The organism is Sediminispirochaeta smaragdinae DSM 11293 (assembly GCF_000143985.1).
Lineage (GTDB): Bacteria > Spirochaetota > Spirochaetia > DSM-16054 > Sediminispirochaetaceae > Sediminispirochaeta > Sediminispirochaeta smaragdinae.
The window spans coordinates 1,730,876-1,749,736 of the sequence record NC_014364.1; the positions used below are offsets into that span (position 1 = coordinate 1,730,876).

The following is an 18,861-nucleotide window of genomic DNA, read 5'->3' on the forward strand; positions in this document are numbered from 1 at the left end:
GCATGCTGAAGGTGTTTTTTGTTGACGATGATACAAGTATACTGAATAGTTTTCGGCGTTTGCTTCAGTATTATCGAAAACAATTTGATTTCTCCTTTTTCAATAACGGAAACGATGCTGTAGCCTCCGATATTGTCCCTGATGTTTTGATTACGGATGCCATGATGCCGGGACTTTCCGGCATGGACTTGATCAGCTTGCTGAAGGAACGCATTCCCGGCCTCATAACGATCATTTTGAGCGGAGAGGTCGGTGCAAGCTTTCCCGACGAACTTGGTATCGACTATTTTCTTGAGAAGCCCTGCGATGTTGAGGATATCATCGATATTTTGGAGAAGTATGAAGCATGAGACTGTTTAGCGTTTTCAACAAGCTTTCCTCTATCCCGAATAGTCCCTTTGAGGTTTTAAAGGGAGAATACGATCGTGAGGGGATCCTTTCCAATTCGAATGAACAACTCAGGCGCATCATCGATCTTTCCGGGTTTTCCGATCCCGTTCGCCTGAGCGATATCTTCCCCAAAACCTTTCCAGTTTCATATCCCAAAACTATGTTCTCCCAGCTGACCAACGAAAGTGTTTCTATAAAACCCTTTTTTTTCGGGAAAAGAAAGGTCTCCTACCTCTGTTTTGAAAGATTAGGCCATCTGGAAAACTCCATCACCTTTATCGCCTTGCCCTTTGATAAAACGAGCATCCTCCAGCTCTTGCAGATGTATACGCAGTTTGAAGGCTATTACAACAGTAACCCCGATCTTGTTATTTGCGTGGACAGCACATGGCACATTGCCGACATCAATAGCGCAGGCTACCTCAAGCTCGGATACGCTTCCAAGGATGAAGCCCTGAATGAAGATATCAATGCCGTTTTCATCCTTTCGGAAGAGGCGATGAAGTATATCGCGGGTGAGCTTGCCATGGGGAACTCCATTACCGAATTCGAGTTGCTTTTAAACCAAAAGGGGGGCGGACATATTTCCGGACTTGCTTCAATTTTTGCCCTCTCGTACGGTGACGATGAACCCCAGATGTACTATTTCCACATCAAGGATACGACCCTTCAAACCGAGGCCTTTACCGGTCAGCTTCAGATGAACATGGAGTTGAGCGAATTAAATGAGGAGCTGAACAGGGCCTATGCCTCGATGCTTTCCCAGGAAAAGATGGCGGCTTTGGGGCTTCTTGCTGCCGGTATGGCCCATGAGATTAACAATCCTCTCGGTTTTATCTTCAATAATGTTACCGTGTTGATGAATCATTTTAAGGATCTGAAGAGTTTCGTTACCACCGTGAGGGAACTCTACGGACAGGACGGTGAGCTTGCCCTTAAGATCTCCGAGATTCAGTCGCTTGATAAGCGGCTTGACCTTGATTTTGTTTTCGACGATATCACTTCCATTGAACAGGAAAATCATGAGGGTATCGATCGCATCAAAAAGCTTCTCGGAAGTCTTAAAAGCTTTGCCCGCAAGGATCAAACCGAACGACTGAGCTACTATGATCTTAACGCTGCAGTAAAAGACACCCTTACCATTTCGAAAAACGAGTATAAGTATTCTATTGATATTGAAGAACACTACGGTAAGGTTCAGCAGTTTCTCTGCATTGCCGCCGAAATAAACCAGGTCCTGTTGAATCTTTTAATCAATGCAGTAGAGGCTATCCAGCAAAAAAAGGGGAGGGCTGAACGTGGCTTGATCATTATTGAAACAAGTCAGGATAATAAGTACAGCTACTTCCGCATCTGTGACAATGGCCCCGGCATCAGTGAAGAATATGTGCGAAAAATATTCGATCCCTTTTTTACAACCAAACCGATAGGCGGCGGTAGCGGACTTGGGCTGACCCTGGCCCATGATATTATTGTGAATAAGCATAAGGGAAAACTGGAGGTGAAACCTTCGGAAAACGGTGCCTGTTTTCTCGTTTCCATTCCCAGAAATTTGGAATCGATTGAGGAGTAAAAATGGATCACACGATTCTTTTTGTCGATGATGAAGAAAATATTCTGAAAGCGCTCGGCCGGCTGATGAGAAAGACCGGCTATACCTGTTTTTTTGCATCCAGCGCCAAAGAAGGGCTCGAGATCATAAAAAAAGAGCGCCTGAGCGTGGTTGTTTCGGATATGCGGATGCCGGAGATGAACGGGGTCGAGCTCGTCCGTGCCGCAAACGAGATTGATCCCGTGAGCGTGAAGATTATCCTCTCCGGCTATTCGGATATCGACGATATTATGAGCGCCGTGAACGGCGGCCACATCCATAGTTATATTACCAAACCGTGGAGAGAGGCCGACCTCATGATTACCTTGATGAATGCATGCGAGATGTACGAGCGGCGTATTCGGGAAAAAGAGATGTTGCAGGAGCTGAAAGAGAAAAATGAGGCTCTGAAAGAGTTGAATGAAAATTTAGAAAAGATCGTTCAGGCGCGCACCTGGGAGATTAAGGCCAGTAATCTGCTTCTTAATTCCATTCTCAAGGGCACTGGGGAGCAGGATATCCTGGAACAGGGGGCTCTCATTATTTCTAAACTTGCAGGGAATGTTCCTGTCTTCGCCTACTCCTTGGTAAGTGGAAACAGTTTTACCTCACAGAAAGGAGTGCCCCCTGTAGAAATCGGGGAGAAAATTCTTGATCAGCTGAAAAAAAGCTTGAAGGCCGTAGTATCCGGCGCCGATCTCTATATCCCCCTTCTTAAACGCGACCGACTTCTCGGTATCCTGTCTCTTACCGGGGCAGGCCGAGGTGATGTTCCGGCCCTGCTTCACCGGATGGCAAATGTACTCTCGGGGATACGGCTCTATCTTTCTCAGCAGGAACTTGTCGGATCCTCGTCCGAAATTATCAGTTCTATCGATATGATGATCGAGGAAGCCGATGCCGCTACCTGATGACACGTTGCTGGAAGTGACGGGATTTGAAGATATTCATAGCCTGAAAGATCTTCTTCAACTTAGAGAATCTCTTATGCGGCTTTATACTGCAATGGCACCAGAGGGCGGAGGAGATGCGTTCGATCAGCTTCCCAAAACCGTTTTCCTTACCGAAGGTGATCCTGTCTGCCGCCTTATGGCCGATGTTGCTTCTGCAGAGGGGCTTTCCCTTTCTCGGCAACTTCCCTTTGATCGCCAAAGTATCGAGTTTTCACGGGATGGAAAATGGTTTTTGTACCAGACAAAGCTCTCCGGCTATCTTGTTTGGAATGAGGGCCTTGCCGTTATTTCTCCGATTCTTCGACTCTCTCCCTATCTTCTCAGTTTTCGAAGAGTACCACTTTGCGACGGCAAGGAAGGACTCTCTTTCTATCTTTCGACCTTCTGTGAAGCACGCCGCCGCAGCAACCTTGATCCGAATATTACCATACTCTCTCCAGAAGAGGCGGCGCTGCTTCCCAACGGGCCTGAGGTGGAAACTCCATTAATCAGGGGCCTTGAGCCGCTTCCGGGCAGAGATGCCCGGATTCGTGTTCTTGTCAAGGAAGAGACGCCCGTGGATTCTCTGCTCGATCAGGTCGATTATCGGGATTTTCATCACTATATTGTCGCCTCTACGGATCAGCTTCTGGTTGAAAAAGAGGAAGCGACGGCTGGACGGACAGGCGTTACCGTCGACGGTAAGCGTATCGAGGTCGATCCCGGAAAGGATCGTCCCTTTACCGGGGAAGAAAATATCCGGGCCGAATCGAAAAATGGCGTAACCCGTTTTTTTGCGGCTATCGGTGGTGTCGTTCATCTTTCCGATCACAGTGTGTCTGTTACCGAGCTTATGGTCGTCGAAGGTAATGTCGATCTGAAAACTGGCAACGTCGTCTATGAGAAAGATGTACTCATCAAGGGATCGGTGCTAAGCGGCTTTTCCGTTTTTTCCAAAGGATCGGTCTTTATTACCGGCCTGGTGGAAAACGGTGTAGAGCTTCGAAGCGAAGGTAATCTTTCGGTTCAAGGTGGTGTCATTGGTTCTGATACCAGGATCCAGGCAGGTGGGGATGCCGCTTTCGGTTTTGTACAGGATGCCCGTGTCTACTGTGAAGGTAATCTACTGATCAACAAGTATGCACTCAATGCACATCTCTTTGCAGGAGGAGTTCTTTCCGTTTTTGGTAAGGGAGTAAAGGAACGGCACCAGGCCGTGAGCGGGGGTAGTTGTGCGGCAATGTTGGAACTTCGCCTTCACAGTGTCGGTTCTTCGGTCCAGGATACCTCTCTCATTGCCGGTTACAACAGCTATGCGGAACAGTCCCTTCGGAATATCGAGGAGGCAATAGCGGCTCTTGAGCTTCATATCAATAAGCTCATGAGTCATATCGGCCTTGATTTAGATCTGACAAAGGCAAAGGACCGAATTATAAACATGCGACCGGATCAACGTGCAAAATTGAAAGGAAAACTTGTTGAATTAAAGATGCATGGCGCCAAACGAGAGGAGCTTTTGCTTGAACTGGAGCGACGGAAGGAAGCGGTCTATCAACACAATCCCGAACTTTTGAAAATCACGATACATGGACAGCTTGTTCCGCGTGTATCGGTCCAGATGATGGATGACTTACGACTCTATAAAGCAGCAACCAGTGGTGTGGCACTTTCTTTTCGCGATGGGGCCATTGTTGGAATATAGATGCTTGATTAATTAAACAAAATCAAATATTGTTTTGTTTATGTTAAACAATAACGATATTTATCTATCAAAAACCATTCAGGAAGATCTTTCCCGCGGTTACCGAAGCGAGTTTGCATCAGGGAGAGAACGCTATTGTTGTCTTTTCTGCGGTATGGTCCGTGAAAAGGGCCGTGTATATCCCCAGGATGATCTTTTGTTGGATGCCGAGGCTTCCATGCGCTATCATCTGCAGGAACGTCATGGAGGAGTCTTCGCCGCTCTTCTTAAGGCTGGAAAAGAGCTCCACGGTTTTTCTCAACTACAGTGTGACATGCTTTCTCTCATGTATGAAGGGAAAAACGATCAGGAGATTGCTGCGATGAGCGGCGGAAAGGCGACATCGACCGTTCGAAATCATCGTTTCCAATTCCGTCGCAGGAGACGAGAGGCCTTAATTCAGTTGGCTATCCTCAACCTTTTGGAAATGAGAGAACGAGAGGGCAGTGACCAGGATGGTCTGTACTCCTTTGCCGCAGGTTTGTCGGTTCATGATGACCGTACCGTGGTAACGCGTCGGGAAGCAGAAACAATCATGCGGAAATATCTTGATCTTGCCGTCGACGGACATGTGGTGTGCCTAAAAAAATGGCCCAAAAAACAAAAAGAAAAACTCCTTGTTCTCGATCGGATCGTTCGCCGATTTGAAGCGGGGAAACATTATGCTGAAGTCGAGGTGAATGATATTCTCGGATCCATTACCGATGATTATGTCACCATACGGCGTTATCTCATCGATTACGGCCTATTGGAACGAAAAGAGGGAGGGGGTGAATATTACCGGGGGCGCTGAGCGCTCCCGGATTGATTCGGATTACTGGAATCGTTCCTTGACACTATGGGAAGGGGCCTGTATTATGGCTTGTAAAGGTTATATCGTTATAACAAAATAACGATATATTATTTGTGAGGTGTCTGTGAAACAAAACAGCGGACTTGATCCTTCCAGCCCCATCCCCCTCTATTTCCAGTTGCAGGAGATCCTTCGCAAACAGATCGGAGCCGGGGAGTACAAACCGGGAGACCTTATTCCAAGTGAAAAGGAACTACAGGAACGGTTCGGTGTTAGTAGAATTACGGTCAGAAATGCCATTAATGGCCTGGTCTTCGAAGATCTTTTGGTAAAAAAGCAGGGCCATGGTACCATGGTTGCCTTACCCCGAATCGTCGAGGATTTTTCCCGCCTTAAAAGCTTTACCGAAAAGATGCGGGATTTGGGGACGGATCCCGACAGGATTGAGACCCGTGTCCTCCGCGCCAAGCGGATTAGTGCCTCTCAAAGAATCGGGGGGCATCTGAAGATTCCCGTTTCCGATACACTGATTTATATCAAAAGACTTCGTCTTATCGATGGTGAGCCCGTTGCCGTTTTTGAAAGCTATATCAGGGCGGAGCTCGGTATTGGTGAGGACGAGGACTTTACCAGATCCATCTATGAGATTTTCGAAAAGGACCACAAGTTGAAGATTATCGGTGCTGAAAAGAGCATCGAGGCAAGTTGTGCACAGGGTGAGGAGGCGGCACTTTTGCACCTTCAGGAGGGCGACTCGACCCTGATTATTCGCCATACGACCTTTGCCGAGGGTAACCTTCCGATCGAATATGCCGAGGGAGTGTATCGCGCCGATCGCTACAAATATGTTGTGCGGCTCAAGAGGTAGCGCATGTTTTTGGGTTTTGATATCGGTACCGGCAGCGTAAAGTGCACGCTACTTTCCGAAGCGGGAAGTGTGAAAACTTTTTCGGCAGGCTACGAGGGATTACCCGGAAGTGTAGGCCGTCAGGAAAGCGGGACGCTGATAGACGCCCTAAGACGGCTACTCGGAGAGGCGGCGAGCTTTGCCCGTTCTTCGGGAGAGGCGATCAAAGCCCTTTCGGCTTCGGGCCATGGTCCCTCTCTGGTGGTTCTCAATAAGCGTGGAGAGGCCGAACCGACGTTTTTGACCTGGCAGGATGCCTCCGCTTCGGCCGAAGCGGAGGAGATTGCGGCTGCCATCCCCGGCTTTACCAAAACCGGCGAATGTTGGGAGGCTAAGCTTTTATCCGCCTGGCGCCGCCTCGGTTCTGCGTGGCATGGCGAGAGGGCCCTTTATCCGAAGGATTTTGCCCTTTATCTTTTGTGCGGCAGAATCTTTACCGACCGTTCGACGGCAACAACGCTCGCCTTTTACGATGCCGATGCCTCTACCTGGCGTCAGCCCTTGTGTGGCATCGACGAACGCTTTTTTCCGGAGGTTCTTGAGTCCTGGGAAGAGGTGGGGCGTACCAGAACCACCTTCAGCAGAGCCTGCGGGCTCGAGGACGGAATAGCGGTTTTCGGCGGAGGGATAGACGCTTGGTGCGAGGCCTTGGGCGCGGGAGCAGTGGAAGAGGGGATGTTGGTTGACGGCTCAGGAACCTCCACCTGCCTGAGTATCTGCCGTCCCAAGGATGAGGAGCCCTTGGAACATGTGATTCCCGGCAAAAGCTATCGTATCGAAACCATTTCCTTTACCGGCGGTAGCATTCGCTGGGCGGAGCAGCTGCTCGGTTTGTCTGTCGATCGCTGGAAACGGGAGTACCGTGCCTCCGGGCCGATTCCGCTTCTTTTCCTCCCTTATCTCATAGGAGAGCGGAGCCCAATCTGGGATGAAGATGCTTCTGCCCTTTTTATCGGTCTTCGCAGCAGTCATGATGCAGGGGCTGTGATGCATGCTGTACTTCAGGGAACCGCCTGTGCGGTGGGGCAGTGCCTCTCCCTCATTACCCCTAAGATTGAAGGAAGTATTGTCAGAGCCGTCGGAGGGGGAGCAGAGAATCTCCCCTGGCTCGGTATGAAGGCAGGGATTACCGGGGCGTCCTTTGCGGTCATGAGAGAAAAGGACGCATCGCCCCTGGGCGCCGCTATTCTGGCGGCCTTCGGTTCCGGACATGGATCGCTTCGTGAGCTTACGAAGCGATTTGCAAAGATCGAACGTACCATTGAACCGGATCCGGCCGTGAAAGAACAGTATGGGAGACTTGCCGGTTCTTATCGCCGGTTGTATGAAATCGTGAAGGATGAAATGAAATTGCTGGCAGAGGAAAGGAGAAGAAGATGAGACGCATGAACAAAATTTTTCGCGGCGACGGCCGGACGGTTATTGTGGCAATGGACCACGGAACAGGTTTGCCGGTATTGCCTGATTTGAACAAGACGGGAGATGTCTTGCAGAAGATTGTTGCGGGAGGGGCGGACGCCATCCTGACCAGTTATGGGATAGCAACACGGTATGAAGAAGAAATTTCGGGAGCCGGTCTGATTCTTCGGCTTGACGGCGGGAACAGTGCTTTATCGAAAAATTCTGCCGGTAACCAGGTTTTCTCTCCTGAGGATGCGGTAAGAATTGGAAGCGACGGTTGTGCATGTATGGGCTTTCCCGGCGCTGAAAACGAAGTGGCCACCTTGACACAGGTGTCTCGTTATGCAGTGGAGGCCCGAACGTGGGGAATGCCACTGATGGCTGAGATGCTCCCCGGCGGATTCGCCCCTGAACCTCCCAATAGCGTGGAAAATGTCCGCCTGGCGGCAAGAATAGGGGCGGAATGCGGGGCCGATATCATCAAAACCGTCTATACCGGTACACCCAAAGAGTTTAAGAGTGTGGTTGATGGCTGTTTCCGACCCGTTGTTATTCTCGGAGGAGAAAAATCCTCGAATCTTGCAGGGCTCTTTTTGATAATCGAACAGGCCATGGAAGCCGGTGCTTCCGGTGTTGCAATCGGCAGAAACGTCTGGAAACATCCGGATCCCGGTGCCGTTACCCAGGCCTTGGTTGAATTGGTTCACGATGGAAAGAGCGCCGGAGAAGTCGGTTCTAATCTATAGGAGGCATTGGGATGATGAAGGTTGTAGCAATAACGGGTAAAGAACGTGCCGAGATTCGTGAGGTACCTCGTCCGGAGGCAATGGCCGGCGAGGTTTTAATAAAGATCGACACCTGCCTTTTGTGTACCTGGGAGCAACGCATGTTCGGCGGAGATTCGAGCACGACGCTGCCCTTCGTCCCCGGCCACGAGGCATCAGGAACAATCGAAGAGATTCCCGAAGGAACCGTCACCTCGTTCAAGGTCGGCGATAAGGTCGTATTTAAGACTCTCGATCATTGTGGGCACTGCTCATACTGCTATCAGGGACATACGAACCAATGCACAGGAACAGCAAAGAAGCGGAGTTACGGCGGAATGGCGGGAAGCGGGGGACTGGCTGAATACATCACCCTCGATATTTCCAAGGTTTTTCCCGTTTCTGCTGATCTTGATCCCGTTTGTGCTGCTTTTGCCGAACCCCTTGCCTGCTGTGTCCACAGTATGGGACGGGTGGAGCTTCATTTGGGAGACACCGTTGCCGTTATCGGTGCGGGAATTATGGGGCAACTTCACGCACTGCTCGCCCGCTTGCGTGGCGCCCGCGTTATTGTGGTCGAGCCCGATAAAACGCGAAGAGAGCTTGCTCTCAGTCTCGGTGCTCATCTCGGTGTGGATCCTTCGGCTTCCGATCCTGTTGAACAGGTCCTGCGGCTTACCGATGGCGAAGGGGTCGAAGCCGTATTTAGTACAGTGACGAAAAGTTCTGTGGCTGCTTCCGCGGTATCGATGCTGCGGAAAATGGGAACCTTGGTACTGTACGGTTCATTTCATCCCAATGAGCCTATTCCAACCGATCCGAATGCTGTTCATTACAAGGAGTACGTGATAACCGGCTCCTACAGCCCTTCGACGGTGGATTTTTTTCGGGCGACACGATTACTTTCCGCAAAGTTGATCGATCCTATGCCTTTTATCTCGGAAATTTTCCCGATGGAAAAGGCGCAGGAGGCTTTTACGGCATCGCTTCGGCCGGATACCTACAGGGTAGGCATTCGGATCGATAGTCATATAAGGAGGTAGCGATGAATATGAAACGACTTATGGGAATAGCGGCCGGAATGCTGCTGTTTTCGACCATGCTTTTTGCCGGAGGACGGCAGGAAGCAACGGCGCCCACAGCGGCTGGAGAGGAAGGTGAGCTTCCCTATGCAGGGGTTGAGTTGCACTTTGCTGTAGCGGCTGAACAGTTTGCCGATTACATGAAGGTATTAGCCCAGGAGTTTGAAAAAAACACCGGTGCCAAGATTGAAGTGGATATCTTGGGATATACCGAATTGTATCAGCGGATTACCCAGGATTTTACCACCGATACGAAGCAGTATGATCTTCTGACTGTTGATATCATGTGGTCCGGGGAGTTCGCCAAAAACGGCTGGACAGAGGATTTGACGCCGATGATCGATCGTGACAAGGCGGAAATCGATTACGACGACATTATGCCGGTTACCTGGACCCTTGGTTCTTGGGATGGACAGCAGGTCGCCTTTCCCATGGCAGGCTATGCCAATAGCTTGATCTACCGCAAAGATCTTTTCAATGATCCGGAAGAGAAGGCCGCCTTCAAGGCAAAATATGGCTATGAGCTGGCCCCTCCAACGACAATCAAGCAGCTTGGCGATGCTGCCGAGTTTTTTACCCGACCCGATGAAAATCTCTACGGCTTGGTTGCAAACGGTGCCAGGGGTTCTGCCGTGGCACAGGATTGGATGGAGTATATGCGCAGCTTCGGGGCTTCGATTTTCGATGGGGATGGAAATGTCGTAGTCGACAGTCCTGCCTCCCTTGCTTCTTTGAAATTCTTTGTCGATATTTTTGACAAATGGGCACCGCCGGGAGCCATCGGATACTGGTGGGACGACCGGGAAACCTCATATCGAACAGGACAGGCCGTTATGCAGTCTTCCTGGAGCATTGCCCGTGCCGGATATGAGGATCCTGAAATTAGTCTTGTAGTTGGAAAAACCGACATGACCCCGGCACCTCGTGTTGAAGGCGGAGATGTTGAATACGGTTTCGGCGGCTGGGGGGTCGGTATAAATGCCGATATCTCCGATGCCAAGAAAGCGGCTTCTTGGGACTTCATTAAGTTTATTACCGGCAAAAAGGCCCAGAAAGAGTGGCTATTAAACGATGGGGCGCCTATTCGCCGGTCCACTCTTACCGATCCCGATCTGAAGAAACAGATGCCCTGGCTCGACAAAATCTATACCGTTTTTGAAAATGGAAACGGAGATTATCGACCCAGAGATCCCAACTCGAATGAGATTCAGTCGATTCTTGCCCTGCGGATCAACCAGGCCATTACCCACGAGTTGACTCCTGAGCAGGCTCTCTCCGAGGCTGCAAAAGAGATCAAGGCGTTGGAATAGCCTGCTCTCCATGAAGAACTGATATGTTTCCCGGGGGAGTGGTGTTTATCCGCTCCTCCGGCTTGATAACAGCAGGAGACGAGAATGGAAACAGATACAACAGGATTTATTAAGACGAAGAAGAACCGGTCGCTCATGTGGTTTCTGGTTCCAATCACCGTCTATCTTCTCTTTTTCTTCCTTTACCCGGTAATCTACGATATCTATATCAGTTTTTTTGATTATCGGTTGGGTAGCCAGGCGCAGTTCGTTGGTTTTGGTAACTACCGTGCCATGCTGAATGATTCCCAATACATGGGCTCGCTTATAACCACCATGGTGTTTGTTGTTGCGGCGGTAGTTTCCGAATTGGTTCTGGGAATGCTTATAGCACTTCTTTTGAACAATGAGCACCCGTTGATGCAAGGTATCAGAACCATCATTCTTATTCCCACCGTTTTTACTCCCCTTGTTGCCGGTTTGGTGTGGAAGGCCTTGTATCACCCCGATTTAGGCATGTATACCTACTATCTTCGAAAAATTGGTTTGGATATCGGGCGCGGTTTGACCGTAGAGCGATCATCCGCCCTTTTTTCGGTAATCTTGGTTGATATATGGGAATGGACCCCCTTAATGGTTATTGTTATCCTTGCCGGCCTTAAGAGCCTTCCGAAAGACCCCTATGAGGCCGCCATGCTGGACGGAGCTTCCCGCTTGCAAATATTTTTTCGGATAACCCTTCCCCTATTGCGCCCCACGGTAGTGGTTGCTCTTTTGATACGTACCCTTGATGCCCTAAAGATTTTCGACATTGTCTGGTCGATAACCGGTGGCGGCCCGGGAACGACAACGACCGTCGCAAATCTGCGAATCTACGAGGTCGGCATGCAGCATCTGAAGATTGGTTATGCTGCAGCCCTTTCCAATGTCCTTTTGGTTTTCGGCGTCATCGCCGGAGTGTTCTTCGTTCAGTCCTTGTACAAGGGAAAGGAGGCTTGACATGGCGGTAGCCGGATATACGAAAGGAAGCACATATACGCTCTGGACCCTGCGAACCCTGGTCATCATTTGTTTGGTACTCTTTTTTATGCTGCCGGTGGTCTGGATTCTTACAACCAGCCTTGCGCAACGTATTGCCATGTTTAAGCTTCCGCCTCAGCTCTTTTCGAAGCCTACATGGAAAAACTTTTCCTACATCTTTACCCAGATGCCTGTACTTACCTGGACGCTGAACAGTCTCATCATCTCGTTGGGCACCATGGTTCTTTCCCTTTTCATTGGGGTTCCCGCAGGTTATGCCTTTTCACGGGTCGACTTTACGGGAAAAAAGCTGCTGCTTATGGTGATTTTGCTTACCAGGGCACTGCCCACCATTGTCATAGTCCTGCCGTTTCGGGTTATCATGCAGTCGATAGGGATTTTGGGGACGAGGCTTGCCGTTATCCTTATCGATACGGTCTATAATGCGGCCTTCACCTTTTGGCTCATGAGCGGCATCTTTGAATCGATTCCGGAGGAGCTCGAGGAGGCAGCACGTATCGACGGGTGTACGCCCATCCAGGCCTTTCTCCTTGTCGCCGTGCCTCTCAGCAAACCGGGACTGGTTACCTCGGCCCTTTTTGCCTTTATCTTTTCCTGGAACGATTTCCTCTTTGCCCTTACCCTGACAAGCCCGGATACTGCAACGCTTCCCCTTGGAATGCTCAGTACCTATGGGGTGATGCAACAGGGATGGACCTACATGGCCGCCATGGGTGTGGTTGCAATTGTTCCCGTGGTAGCCCTATCTCTTTTCCTCCAGCGTTACTATGTGAGCGGACTTACTTTCGGTGGAGTGAAGTAATATAAAAAAAGGCCGGTGCAGGTTTCACTGCACCGGCTGCCTTTATTGCCTTGCCGTGTTTACTTTAGCAGATCCTTTTCAATAACGTATTTTTCAAAAACAAAAAGGGTTGTTTTCGCGGCTGTGGTCACCTGCATGGAAGAAAGGGTTGAGCCCGAAACGGTATCGATCGATGAGTCGTAGGCCATACCGGCATACTGCTCTTTGGTTGCCGGCTCCGACATATTCATATGATGATCGTTGTGGGAAATCCAAAAATCAACAAGCTTTGCCTTCTGCCCATCCGCTTTCACTAAGAGAATGATGTCCTCAAAGTGGTTTGCAATACGAAAATCCCGTGCCCACCAGAGGTAACCGACAACCCTACCACCTTTTACGGCAGGATAAAAATGATAGTTTGCTTCCATTCTATCTGCTTCAATATACGCGGGACGAACGGCATCAAGCTGAAAGCTGGTCATAGCCTGTTTTACGAAATCGGCATCCGACCTGGTCGACTGTTGGGCAAATAGGCCGACGGAAAGGGCCAATAACATAATGGATGAAATGAGAAGAATCTTTCGCTTCATAACACACTCCTTATTATAGAGAATACATAGTGACAAAATTTTATGCATTCTGACCAAATTAGTCAAGAAAAAAATATCTATTTGTTTCCCTATCCTCTACCCACGGTCCACCTTCTCCCTTTTCCATTGTATGCTTTCATGATACAATGGCTGACGCTAAAATTTGCATCATGGAGTTCATGCGCTGTGAGAGAGAAGAATGATAAGCAACTTCGAGATTTCAGTGAAGTTTATGATTTGACCATTGCAAGGGCAGCAGAGCTTGCAGATGGATATGTTTCCACGGAAGAGGTAGAGCCCGGACTATGTCGGGGTAGAGTGCTTGCCATGGATATATGCACCGACCGTGAGCTTCCCCCCTTCGATAGGGTTGCTATGGATGGATATGCCTGCCGGAGGGGCGATCTTCCGGGTACGTTGCGACTTATCGGCGACAGCGCAGCCGGCAGCCGTGATCGGCTGAAAGTCGAGCCGAAAACGTGTGTCAAGGTTATGACGGGGACCGTATTGCCGGAAGGGGCCGACATGGTTGCAATGGTCGAGTACTCTTCGGAACATACCGATGGTAGCACTACCTATATTACTCTGGAAGATGCTCGTATTATTGACGGTTCTTCCAACTTTAGTCCCCAGGGTGAGGATGTAAAGGCTGGATCGCTGGTTCTTAGCGCCGGAACCGTACTTTCGTCCAAGCATATCGCTCTCCTTGCATCGGTCGGGTATGCAAGGCCCTTGGTGAGGCGTCTTCCAAGGGTCGGTCTTCTTGCAAGCGGGAATGAAGTGATAGAACCTGAAGAGAACCCTGACCCCTTTCAGGTCAGAAATGCGAATGCGAGCCAGGCAATGGCTCAATTGGGAGAATTGGGAATACGCCCCCGCTATTACGGTATCGTTCCCGATGATGTCGGGCAGCTTTCTTCCGTGCTTAAGCATGCCGCTATGGAAAATGATCTCATACTGATGAGCGGCGGAGTCTCCATGGGGGAGTATGATTTTGCACCCGATGCCATTACCGAGAACGGGTTTACCATCCTTTATGACAGAATAGCAGTGAAGCCGGGACGTCCGTCGACCTTTGCCGTCTCAGAACGTGCTGATCTCTTTGGCCTTCCGGGAAATCCCGTTGCCAGTTTTGTGATAACGGAACTACTTGTCAAACCCTATCTCTACCGGCTTATGGGGGCACACTTCCAGCCTTTTATGGCCCGCTGTCCCTTGGCAGAGGCGTTTCTCCGCCGTGATGCCGAACGCGAGGAGTGGTTCCCCGTAACCATCGGGAACGATGGCTCTGCACGACCCATTGCCTACCATGGCTCAGGCCATTTCCAGGCGTTACCTGCCGCCGATGGATTCATGAAAATTGATCGGGGAATCTCAGAGATGAAGAAAGGAAAAATGGTTGTTGTTAGATCCATATAAACGCCACATACACTACCTCCGTATATCGGTGACCGATCGCTGTAATCTGCGTTGCGTCTACTGTATGCCGGAAGAGGGGGTTCCTCTTATCCCTCATGATCAAATTCTCTCCCTTGAGGAAATTCGCGATATCGTGAAGGTCGCCCTTTCCTTGGGAATAGACAAAATAAGGTTGACCGGCGGGGAACCGCTGGTGCGAAAAGGAATTGTCGATCTGGTGGCGATGATTGCCTCCTTCGAAGGCCTTCGTGATCTTGCAATGACCACCAACGGCATATTGCTCTCAACCTTTGCCGCGGATCTGAAAGCCGCGGGTTTGAACCGGGTGAATGTCAGCCTGGATACCATGGATCCGGTCCGCTATGCGGAGATAACCAGGGGCGGAAAAATAGAAGATGTCCTCGAAGGGCTTGCCGCCGCAAAGGCTGCGGGGCTTTCACCGATTAAGCTCAATGCCGTGGTTCCCTTTAATTCCGGCCCCCTGGCTGCCGGGGATGTTGCCCGTTTTGGCGAAGAACAGGGATTTGAGGTGCGTTTTATTCACCAGATGGATCTTCAGGCCGGTGAATTTACCGTTGTCGAAGGGGGCGAGGGAGGGGATTGTGCACACTGCAGCCGTCTCAGGCTTTCGAGTCGAGGGATTATTTACCCCTGTCTCTTCAATGATATAGGATTTGATGTGAAGACGTTAGGCGCACGGGAGGCAATTCTTGCCGCCGTACGCGGTAAACCGAAATGTGGTGTTCCCGGCAGTGGAAATACCTTCTATGGCCTCGGAGGATAGTTATGAGCGAATATGACCCTTCCGGTGAAATCAGAAAGGCGGAGGGACGATTAACCCATGTCGATGAGACGGGTAGGGCGTCGATGATTGATGTGGGAGACAAGGTTCCGGTCAGACGAGTTGCCATAGCGGCGGGGCGTATTACCCTGGCCCCCTCTACGGTGGCACTCATACGGGAGAACAAGGTAAAAAAGGGGGATGTTTTGACGGTCGCCCAGATCGCGGGGATTCAGGCGGCGAAACATACCCATCATTTGATCCCCCTTTGCCATCCCTTACCCCTGACCAAGGTTGATGTCCGTACCAAACTCACCGATGACGGGGTAGCGGTGGAGGGCGAGGCCCGTTGTACCGGGAAGACCGGGGTCGAGATGGAGGCCCTGACCGCCGTGCATGTGGCCCTGCTTACGATTTACGATATGTGCAAGGCCGTGGATAAAAGTATGGTTATGGAAGGAATTCATCTTGTTGAAAAACGGAAGGAAGTAATCGAATGAAGATCACAGCAGAATCGATCAATATATCGGAGGAGAAGGGAACGGCAAAGCATCCGGTTCCTCACATTGGAGTCTATGACCACGGCTTTCGTGGCGATGCCCATGCCGGTGATTGGCATCGCCAGATTAGTCTGCTCGGGAACCCGAGTATCAGACGTTTCGAAGAACGCATGACAAGAAAGATCGGTCCGGGAGAGTTCGGCGAAAATATTACCGTCGACGGGATAGATCTGAACGATGTCGCCGTTCTGGACCGGTTTCGGATCGGCGATGTTGAGCTGGAGATTACACAGATCGGAAAGAGCTGTCACGGCGACGATTGTGCCATCTATCGTGAGGTGGGAAAGTGTGTCATGCCCAAGGAAGGGCTCTTTGCCAGGGTCATAAAGCAAGGCACCATACAACAGGGTGCCGAGATGGAATATCTGCCCCGCCCCTTTACCGTTCGGGTCATAACCATCAGCGATAGGGCGTATGCCGGCGTCTACGAGGATATCTCAGGCCCGAGAATCACCGAATTGGTAAAAGCAGGCTTTTCGACGAAGCGTTACCATCTGAAAACTATCTACCAGCTTCTTCCCGATGATCAGGCTGCCATTGAGGCTGCTCTTCGGAGTGCTGTGGAAGCGGGGGACGATTTGATTTTTACCACCGGAGGCACGGGCATCGGACCTCGCGATGTGACACCTGAGGCGGTTATGGCCGTTGCCGACAAGATCCTGCCCGGTGTTATGGACCATATTCGTCTCAAATATGGGGCGGAAAAGCCGAATGCCCTTTTCTCCAGGAGTCTCTGTGCCATATCGGGACACTCAAGTATCTTTGCCCTTCCGGGCAGCGTTCGAGCGGTGGAAGAATATATGAGGGAATTACTGGGCATGATCGACCACATGGTTATCATGATCCACGGCATCGGCCATTAATGGAGATTTACCCCATCAATGAGGTAATTCCCATCGTCGAAAATTTTTATTGTACAGAAATTTCCCCGATCGACGGAGAAGAGCCAATGTCCTTCTATTCCTCTTCCGGTAAGGATAGATAGAAGGCATCGTATGGGCCCGCCGTGGGTAAGTACGAGGATACTGTCTGATGCTGTCCCTTCTATTTCCTGTTTCCAAAACGCTTCGACTCGTTTCTGAAGCATGGCAAGACTTTCTCCCCCTGGCGCGGGAATGTTTGGATCGGTAAGCCACCTGTCAAAGAGATCCGGATCCTTTGCTTTGACAGTTTTTGATCGGCAGCCCTCCCAGCGACCGAAATCCAACTCTTCGAGCCGTTTGTCCCAGCTTACCATGGTACTCGCACCTTCCTCCTCCTTCGCAGCCCAAAATGGATCGATGGTTTGACGACAACGAAGCAGGGGACTCGAGAAAATTCGTTTTGGGGCAAAGGTAAGCAGGAGGCCGACAAGTTCCATGGCCCGTTCTCTTCCTTCCGGAGAGAGGGGAGGGTTGCTCCCCCGCCCAATATAACCGACTCCTTCGCATTCGGCGTGACGAAGCAGGATGATCGTTTTCATGTCAGAAGAATTTCGAGATGGGGACGATGAGTATGAGTACGCAAAGTTCGCAGAATTCGATTACTGCGCCGTAGACATCCCCGGTAAGCCCCTCGAGTTGGGAGGAAACCCATGCTGCAGCAAGCATCGTCAATACCACCGCAAGGATGACGGCAATGAGTCCTGCGGGGCCGGAGACCAGCAGCGCGACAAGGATGGCAAAAACTCCTCCGATTACAACTTCCCGAAGCTTACCGTAGCGTTTGAAAAACTGGCCCATACCCTCACGACGGGCAGCGGGAAAGAGACGAATGGCAAGCAATGTTGCCCAACGTCCCGCCGTCGGGGCCGCTACAAGGACCGTGGCCAAGCCTGCTTCCATACTCTCTGCGGTCATACGCCACTTGGTCAGAAGGAAAAGCATGAGCGTTATAGCCCCAAAGGCTCCGACCCTGCTGTCCTTCATAATCGCAAGCTTCTCTTCTTTTGTTTTCCCTCCCCCAATTCCGTCGGCAAGGTCCGACAAACCATCAAGGTGGAGCCCCCCGGTCACAAGCGTCCAGATGAGGAGGACAAGCGCGGAGGCTGTTTCCTGAGACCAAAGCAGTGAGGCCCCCTTTGCCATGGCAAAAAGGAGTGCTCCGATAAGGGTTCCGACCAGAGGATAATAGAGAGCCGATGCTGCAACGGCCTCAAGATTTTCATCCTCACGGTAGGGAATGGGTATGATCGTTAAAAATCTCAGAGCGTAGAGCAATTTCATTGCCTCTGCCCCTTTAGCGTGTTTGCTATTCCCGCAATCATATAAACCACCTCGTCCGCATGGCGGGCAATAAGCTGGTGGCTGAGGCCTGCAATATCCTGAAACATTCCTCCCAGCGGGGTTGGAGAGACAAGGCCCGCTTCCACGTAATTCGATACGATGATAAGTTCCGGCTCGATCCTGCGTGAGGCGGAAATGATCGCTTCCACCTCGGCCAATACGGCCTTCTGTGCCTCTTTCGGATCGGGAGCCTCACCTTTCATGAGTATGATATTGGTGGCCAGAAGGGTAAGGCAGTCGAGGATGACCGCCCCCTTGTCCCGTGCCGCTTCATCCAGCACATCAGCGACGAAGTAGGGTTCTTCAACGGTTATCCAGGAGTCGGGCCGGGAGGCTCGGTGATGCCGAATCCTCTCTTCCATCCCCGGATCCAGGCCTTGAGCCGTGGCCAGATAGAGAATGGTTTTTCCTGTCTGCTTTTCTCGTTCTGCGGCCCGTTTTTGTGCCCAGCCGGTTTTTCCGCTTTTTGTTCCTCCGAGTACCAACGTCAGATGTCCCATACCTTAAGGCTCCATTCTTATAAGTATTATGAGAA

At 50.7% G+C, this 18,861-nt stretch carries 20 protein-coding genes; 16 read left to right on the forward strand and 4 right to left on the reverse strand.

Annotated features, from left to right (window positions below):
• The first annotated feature begins 2 nt into the window (after positions 1 to 2).
• The 12 genes from SPIRS_RS08160 (at position 3) to SPIRS_RS08215 (ending at position 12,733) form a co-directional block, all read left to right on the forward strand.
• Positions 3 to 350 (forward strand): response regulator, encoded by a 348-nt coding sequence (locus SPIRS_RS08160; RefSeq protein WP_013254205.1) that lies wholly within the window; start codon positions 3 to 5, stop codon positions 348 to 350.
• Complete coding sequence (locus SPIRS_RS08165; protein ID WP_013254206.1) at positions 347 to 1,963, forward strand: sensor histidine kinase; 1,617 nt, start codon at positions 347 to 349, stop codon at positions 1,961 to 1,963. Before SPIRS_RS08160 ends, SPIRS_RS08165 begins: the two co-directional genes overlap by 4 nt.
• 2 nt (positions 1,964 to 1,965) lie before the next feature.
• Positions 1,966 to 2,892: a response regulator gene (locus SPIRS_RS08170; RefSeq protein WP_013254207.1), complete on the forward strand. Its 927-nt coding sequence runs from the start codon at positions 1,966 to 1,968 to the stop codon at positions 2,890 to 2,892.
• Positions 2,879 to 4,615 (forward strand): DUF342 domain-containing protein, encoded by a 1,737-nt coding sequence (locus tag SPIRS_RS08175; RefSeq protein WP_013254208.1) that lies wholly within the window; start codon positions 2,879 to 2,881, stop codon positions 4,613 to 4,615. The genes SPIRS_RS08170 and SPIRS_RS08175 overlap by 14 nt, the downstream gene beginning before the upstream one ends.
• A 40-nt stretch (positions 4,616 to 4,655) precedes the next feature.
• Complete coding sequence (locus tag SPIRS_RS08180) at positions 4,656 to 5,447, forward strand: DUF2087 domain-containing protein (protein ID WP_013254209.1); 792 nt, start codon at positions 4,656 to 4,658, stop codon at positions 5,445 to 5,447.
• 124 nt (positions 5,448 to 5,571) lie between these two features.
• A complete protein-coding gene (locus SPIRS_RS08185) occupies positions 5,572 to 6,315 on the forward strand; it encodes a GntR family transcriptional regulator (protein WP_013254210.1) in 744 nt (247 codons plus the stop codon).
• A 3-nt stretch (positions 6,316 to 6,318) separates the two neighbouring features.
• A complete protein-coding gene (locus SPIRS_RS08190) occupies positions 6,319 to 7,734 on the forward strand; it encodes a xylulokinase (RefSeq protein ID WP_013254211.1) in 1,416 nt (471 codons plus the stop codon).
• Complete coding sequence (locus tag SPIRS_RS08195) at positions 7,731 to 8,501, forward strand: class I fructose-bisphosphate aldolase (RefSeq protein WP_013254212.1); 771 nt, start codon at positions 7,731 to 7,733, stop codon at positions 8,499 to 8,501. The genes SPIRS_RS08190 and SPIRS_RS08195 overlap by 4 nt, the downstream gene beginning before the upstream one ends.
• Before the next feature lie 11 nt (positions 8,502 to 8,512).
• Complete coding sequence (locus SPIRS_RS08200; protein WP_013254213.1) at positions 8,513 to 9,562, forward strand: zinc-dependent alcohol dehydrogenase; 1,050 nt, start codon at positions 8,513 to 8,515, stop codon at positions 9,560 to 9,562.
• 2 nt (positions 9,563 to 9,564) lie between these two features.
• A complete protein-coding gene (locus SPIRS_RS08205; protein WP_013254214.1) occupies positions 9,565 to 10,911 on the forward strand; it encodes an ABC transporter substrate-binding protein in 1,347 nt (448 codons plus the stop codon).
• Between the two features lie 84 nt (positions 10,912 to 10,995).
• Positions 10,996 to 11,889: a carbohydrate ABC transporter permease gene (locus SPIRS_RS08210; protein WP_013254215.1), complete on the forward strand. Its 894-nt coding sequence runs from the start codon at positions 10,996 to 10,998 to the stop codon at positions 11,887 to 11,889.
• 1 nt (position 11,890) lies between these two features.
• Positions 11,891 to 12,733, forward strand: a complete 843-nt coding sequence (locus SPIRS_RS08215; protein ID WP_013254216.1) for a carbohydrate ABC transporter permease — start codon at positions 11,891 to 11,893, stop codon at positions 12,731 to 12,733.
• A 59-nt stretch (positions 12,734 to 12,792) separates the two neighbouring features.
• Here SPIRS_RS08215 and SPIRS_RS08220 read toward each other — a convergent pair whose 3' ends face one another.
• Positions 12,793 to 13,302: an FMN-binding protein gene (locus SPIRS_RS08220; RefSeq protein WP_013254217.1), complete on the reverse strand. Its 510-nt coding sequence runs from the start codon at positions 13,300 to 13,302 to the stop codon at positions 12,793 to 12,795.
• Between the two features lie 186 nt (positions 13,303 to 13,488).
• Between SPIRS_RS08220 and SPIRS_RS08225 the strand changes: the two genes are divergently transcribed.
• Genes SPIRS_RS08225 through SPIRS_RS08240 form a run of 4 tightly spaced genes read left to right on the forward strand, consistent with a single transcriptional unit; the run spans position 13,489 to position 16,925 of the window.
• A complete protein-coding gene (locus SPIRS_RS08225) occupies positions 13,489 to 14,721 on the forward strand; it encodes a molybdopterin molybdotransferase MoeA (protein ID WP_013254218.1) in 1,233 nt (410 codons plus the stop codon).
• Complete coding sequence (locus SPIRS_RS08230) at positions 14,705 to 15,505, forward strand: GTP 3',8-cyclase MoaA (protein ID WP_013254219.1); 801 nt, start codon at positions 14,705 to 14,707, stop codon at positions 15,503 to 15,505. Before SPIRS_RS08225 ends, SPIRS_RS08230 begins: the two co-directional genes overlap by 17 nt.
• 2 nt (positions 15,506 to 15,507) lie before the next feature.
• A complete protein-coding gene (gene moaC, locus SPIRS_RS08235; protein WP_013254220.1) occupies positions 15,508 to 16,002 on the forward strand; it encodes a cyclic pyranopterin monophosphate synthase MoaC in 495 nt (164 codons plus the stop codon).
• Positions 15,999 to 16,925, forward strand: a complete 927-nt coding sequence (locus tag SPIRS_RS08240) for an MOSC domain-containing protein (RefSeq protein WP_013254221.1) — start codon at positions 15,999 to 16,001, stop codon at positions 16,923 to 16,925. The genes moaC and SPIRS_RS08240 overlap by 4 nt, the downstream gene beginning before the upstream one ends.
• Here SPIRS_RS08240 and SPIRS_RS08245 read toward each other — a convergent pair.
• From SPIRS_RS08245 to SPIRS_RS08255, 3 genes are read right to left on the reverse strand one after another with little or no spacing between them, the layout of a single operon-like run.
• Positions 16,922 to 17,524 (reverse strand): histidine phosphatase family protein, encoded by a 603-nt coding sequence (locus tag SPIRS_RS08245; protein ID WP_013254222.1) that lies wholly within the window; start codon positions 17,522 to 17,524, stop codon positions 16,922 to 16,924. The genes SPIRS_RS08240 and SPIRS_RS08245 overlap by 4 nt on opposite strands.
• 1 nt (position 17,525) lies before the next feature.
• On the reverse strand, positions 17,526 to 18,266 hold the full coding sequence (cobS, locus tag SPIRS_RS08250) for an adenosylcobinamide-GDP ribazoletransferase (RefSeq protein ID WP_013254223.1): 741 nt from the start codon (positions 18,264 to 18,266) through the stop codon (positions 17,526 to 17,528).
• Positions 18,263 to 18,826, reverse strand: coding sequence for a bifunctional adenosylcobinamide kinase/adenosylcobinamide-phosphate guanylyltransferase (locus tag SPIRS_RS08255; RefSeq protein WP_013254224.1), 564 nt, complete (start codon positions 18,824 to 18,826; stop codon positions 18,263 to 18,265). The genes cobS and SPIRS_RS08255 overlap by 4 nt, the downstream gene beginning before the upstream one ends.
• Positions 18,827 to 18,861 lie beyond the last annotated feature (35 nt).

What these genes read in the sequence shown, in the direction of transcription:
- SPIRS_RS08160 (WP_013254205.1), top strand. Translation starts at nt 3, where the DNA reads ATGCTGAAGGTGTTTTTTGTTGACGATGATACAAGTATACTGAATAGT.
- SPIRS_RS08200 (WP_013254213.1), top strand. Translation starts at nt 8,513, where the DNA reads ATGATGAAGGTTGTAGCAATAACGGGTAAAGAACGTGCCGAGATTCGT.
- SPIRS_RS08205 (WP_013254214.1), top strand. Translation starts at nt 9,565, where the DNA reads ATGAATATGAAACGACTTATGGGAATAGCGGCCGGAATGCTGCTGTTT.
- SPIRS_RS08195 (WP_013254212.1), top strand. Translation starts at nt 7,731, where the DNA reads ATGAGACGCATGAACAAAATTTTTCGCGGCGACGGCCGGACGGTTATT.
- SPIRS_RS08240 (WP_013254221.1), top strand. Translation starts at nt 15,999, where the DNA reads ATGAAGATCACAGCAGAATCGATCAATATATCGGAGGAGAAGGGAACG.
- moaC (WP_013254220.1), top strand. Translation starts at nt 15,508, where the DNA reads ATGAGCGAATATGACCCTTCCGGTGAAATCAGAAAGGCGGAGGGACGA.
- SPIRS_RS08255 (WP_013254224.1), bottom strand. Translation starts at nt 18,826, where the DNA reads ATGGGACATCTGACGTTGGTACTCGGAGGAACAAAAAGCGGAAAAACC.
- cobS (WP_013254223.1), bottom strand. Translation starts at nt 18,266, where the DNA reads ATGAAATTGCTCTACGCTCTGAGATTTTTAACGATCATACCCATTCCC.
- SPIRS_RS08175 (WP_013254208.1), top strand. Translation starts at nt 2,879, where the DNA reads ATGCCGCTACCTGATGACACGTTGCTGGAAGTGACGGGATTTGAAGAT.
- SPIRS_RS08215 (WP_013254216.1), top strand. Translation starts at nt 11,891, where the DNA reads ATGGCGGTAGCCGGATATACGAAAGGAAGCACATATACGCTCTGGACC.
- SPIRS_RS08220 (WP_013254217.1), bottom strand. Translation starts at nt 13,302, where the DNA reads ATGAAGCGAAAGATTCTTCTCATTTCATCCATTATGTTATTGGCCCTT.
- SPIRS_RS08165 (WP_013254206.1), top strand. Translation starts at nt 347, where the DNA reads ATGAGACTGTTTAGCGTTTTCAACAAGCTTTCCTCTATCCCGAATAGT.
- SPIRS_RS08180 (WP_013254209.1), top strand. Translation starts at nt 4,656, where the DNA reads ATGTTAAACAATAACGATATTTATCTATCAAAAACCATTCAGGAAGAT.
- SPIRS_RS08245 (WP_013254222.1), bottom strand. Translation starts at nt 17,524, where the DNA reads ATGAAAACGATCATCCTGCTTCGTCACGCCGAATGCGAAGGAGTCGGT.
- SPIRS_RS08190 (WP_013254211.1), top strand. Translation starts at nt 6,319, where the DNA reads ATGTTTTTGGGTTTTGATATCGGTACCGGCAGCGTAAAGTGCACGCTA.
- SPIRS_RS08170 (WP_013254207.1), top strand. Translation starts at nt 1,966, where the DNA reads ATGGATCACACGATTCTTTTTGTCGATGATGAAGAAAATATTCTGAAA.
- SPIRS_RS08210 (WP_013254215.1), top strand. Translation starts at nt 10,996, where the DNA reads ATGGAAACAGATACAACAGGATTTATTAAGACGAAGAAGAACCGGTCG.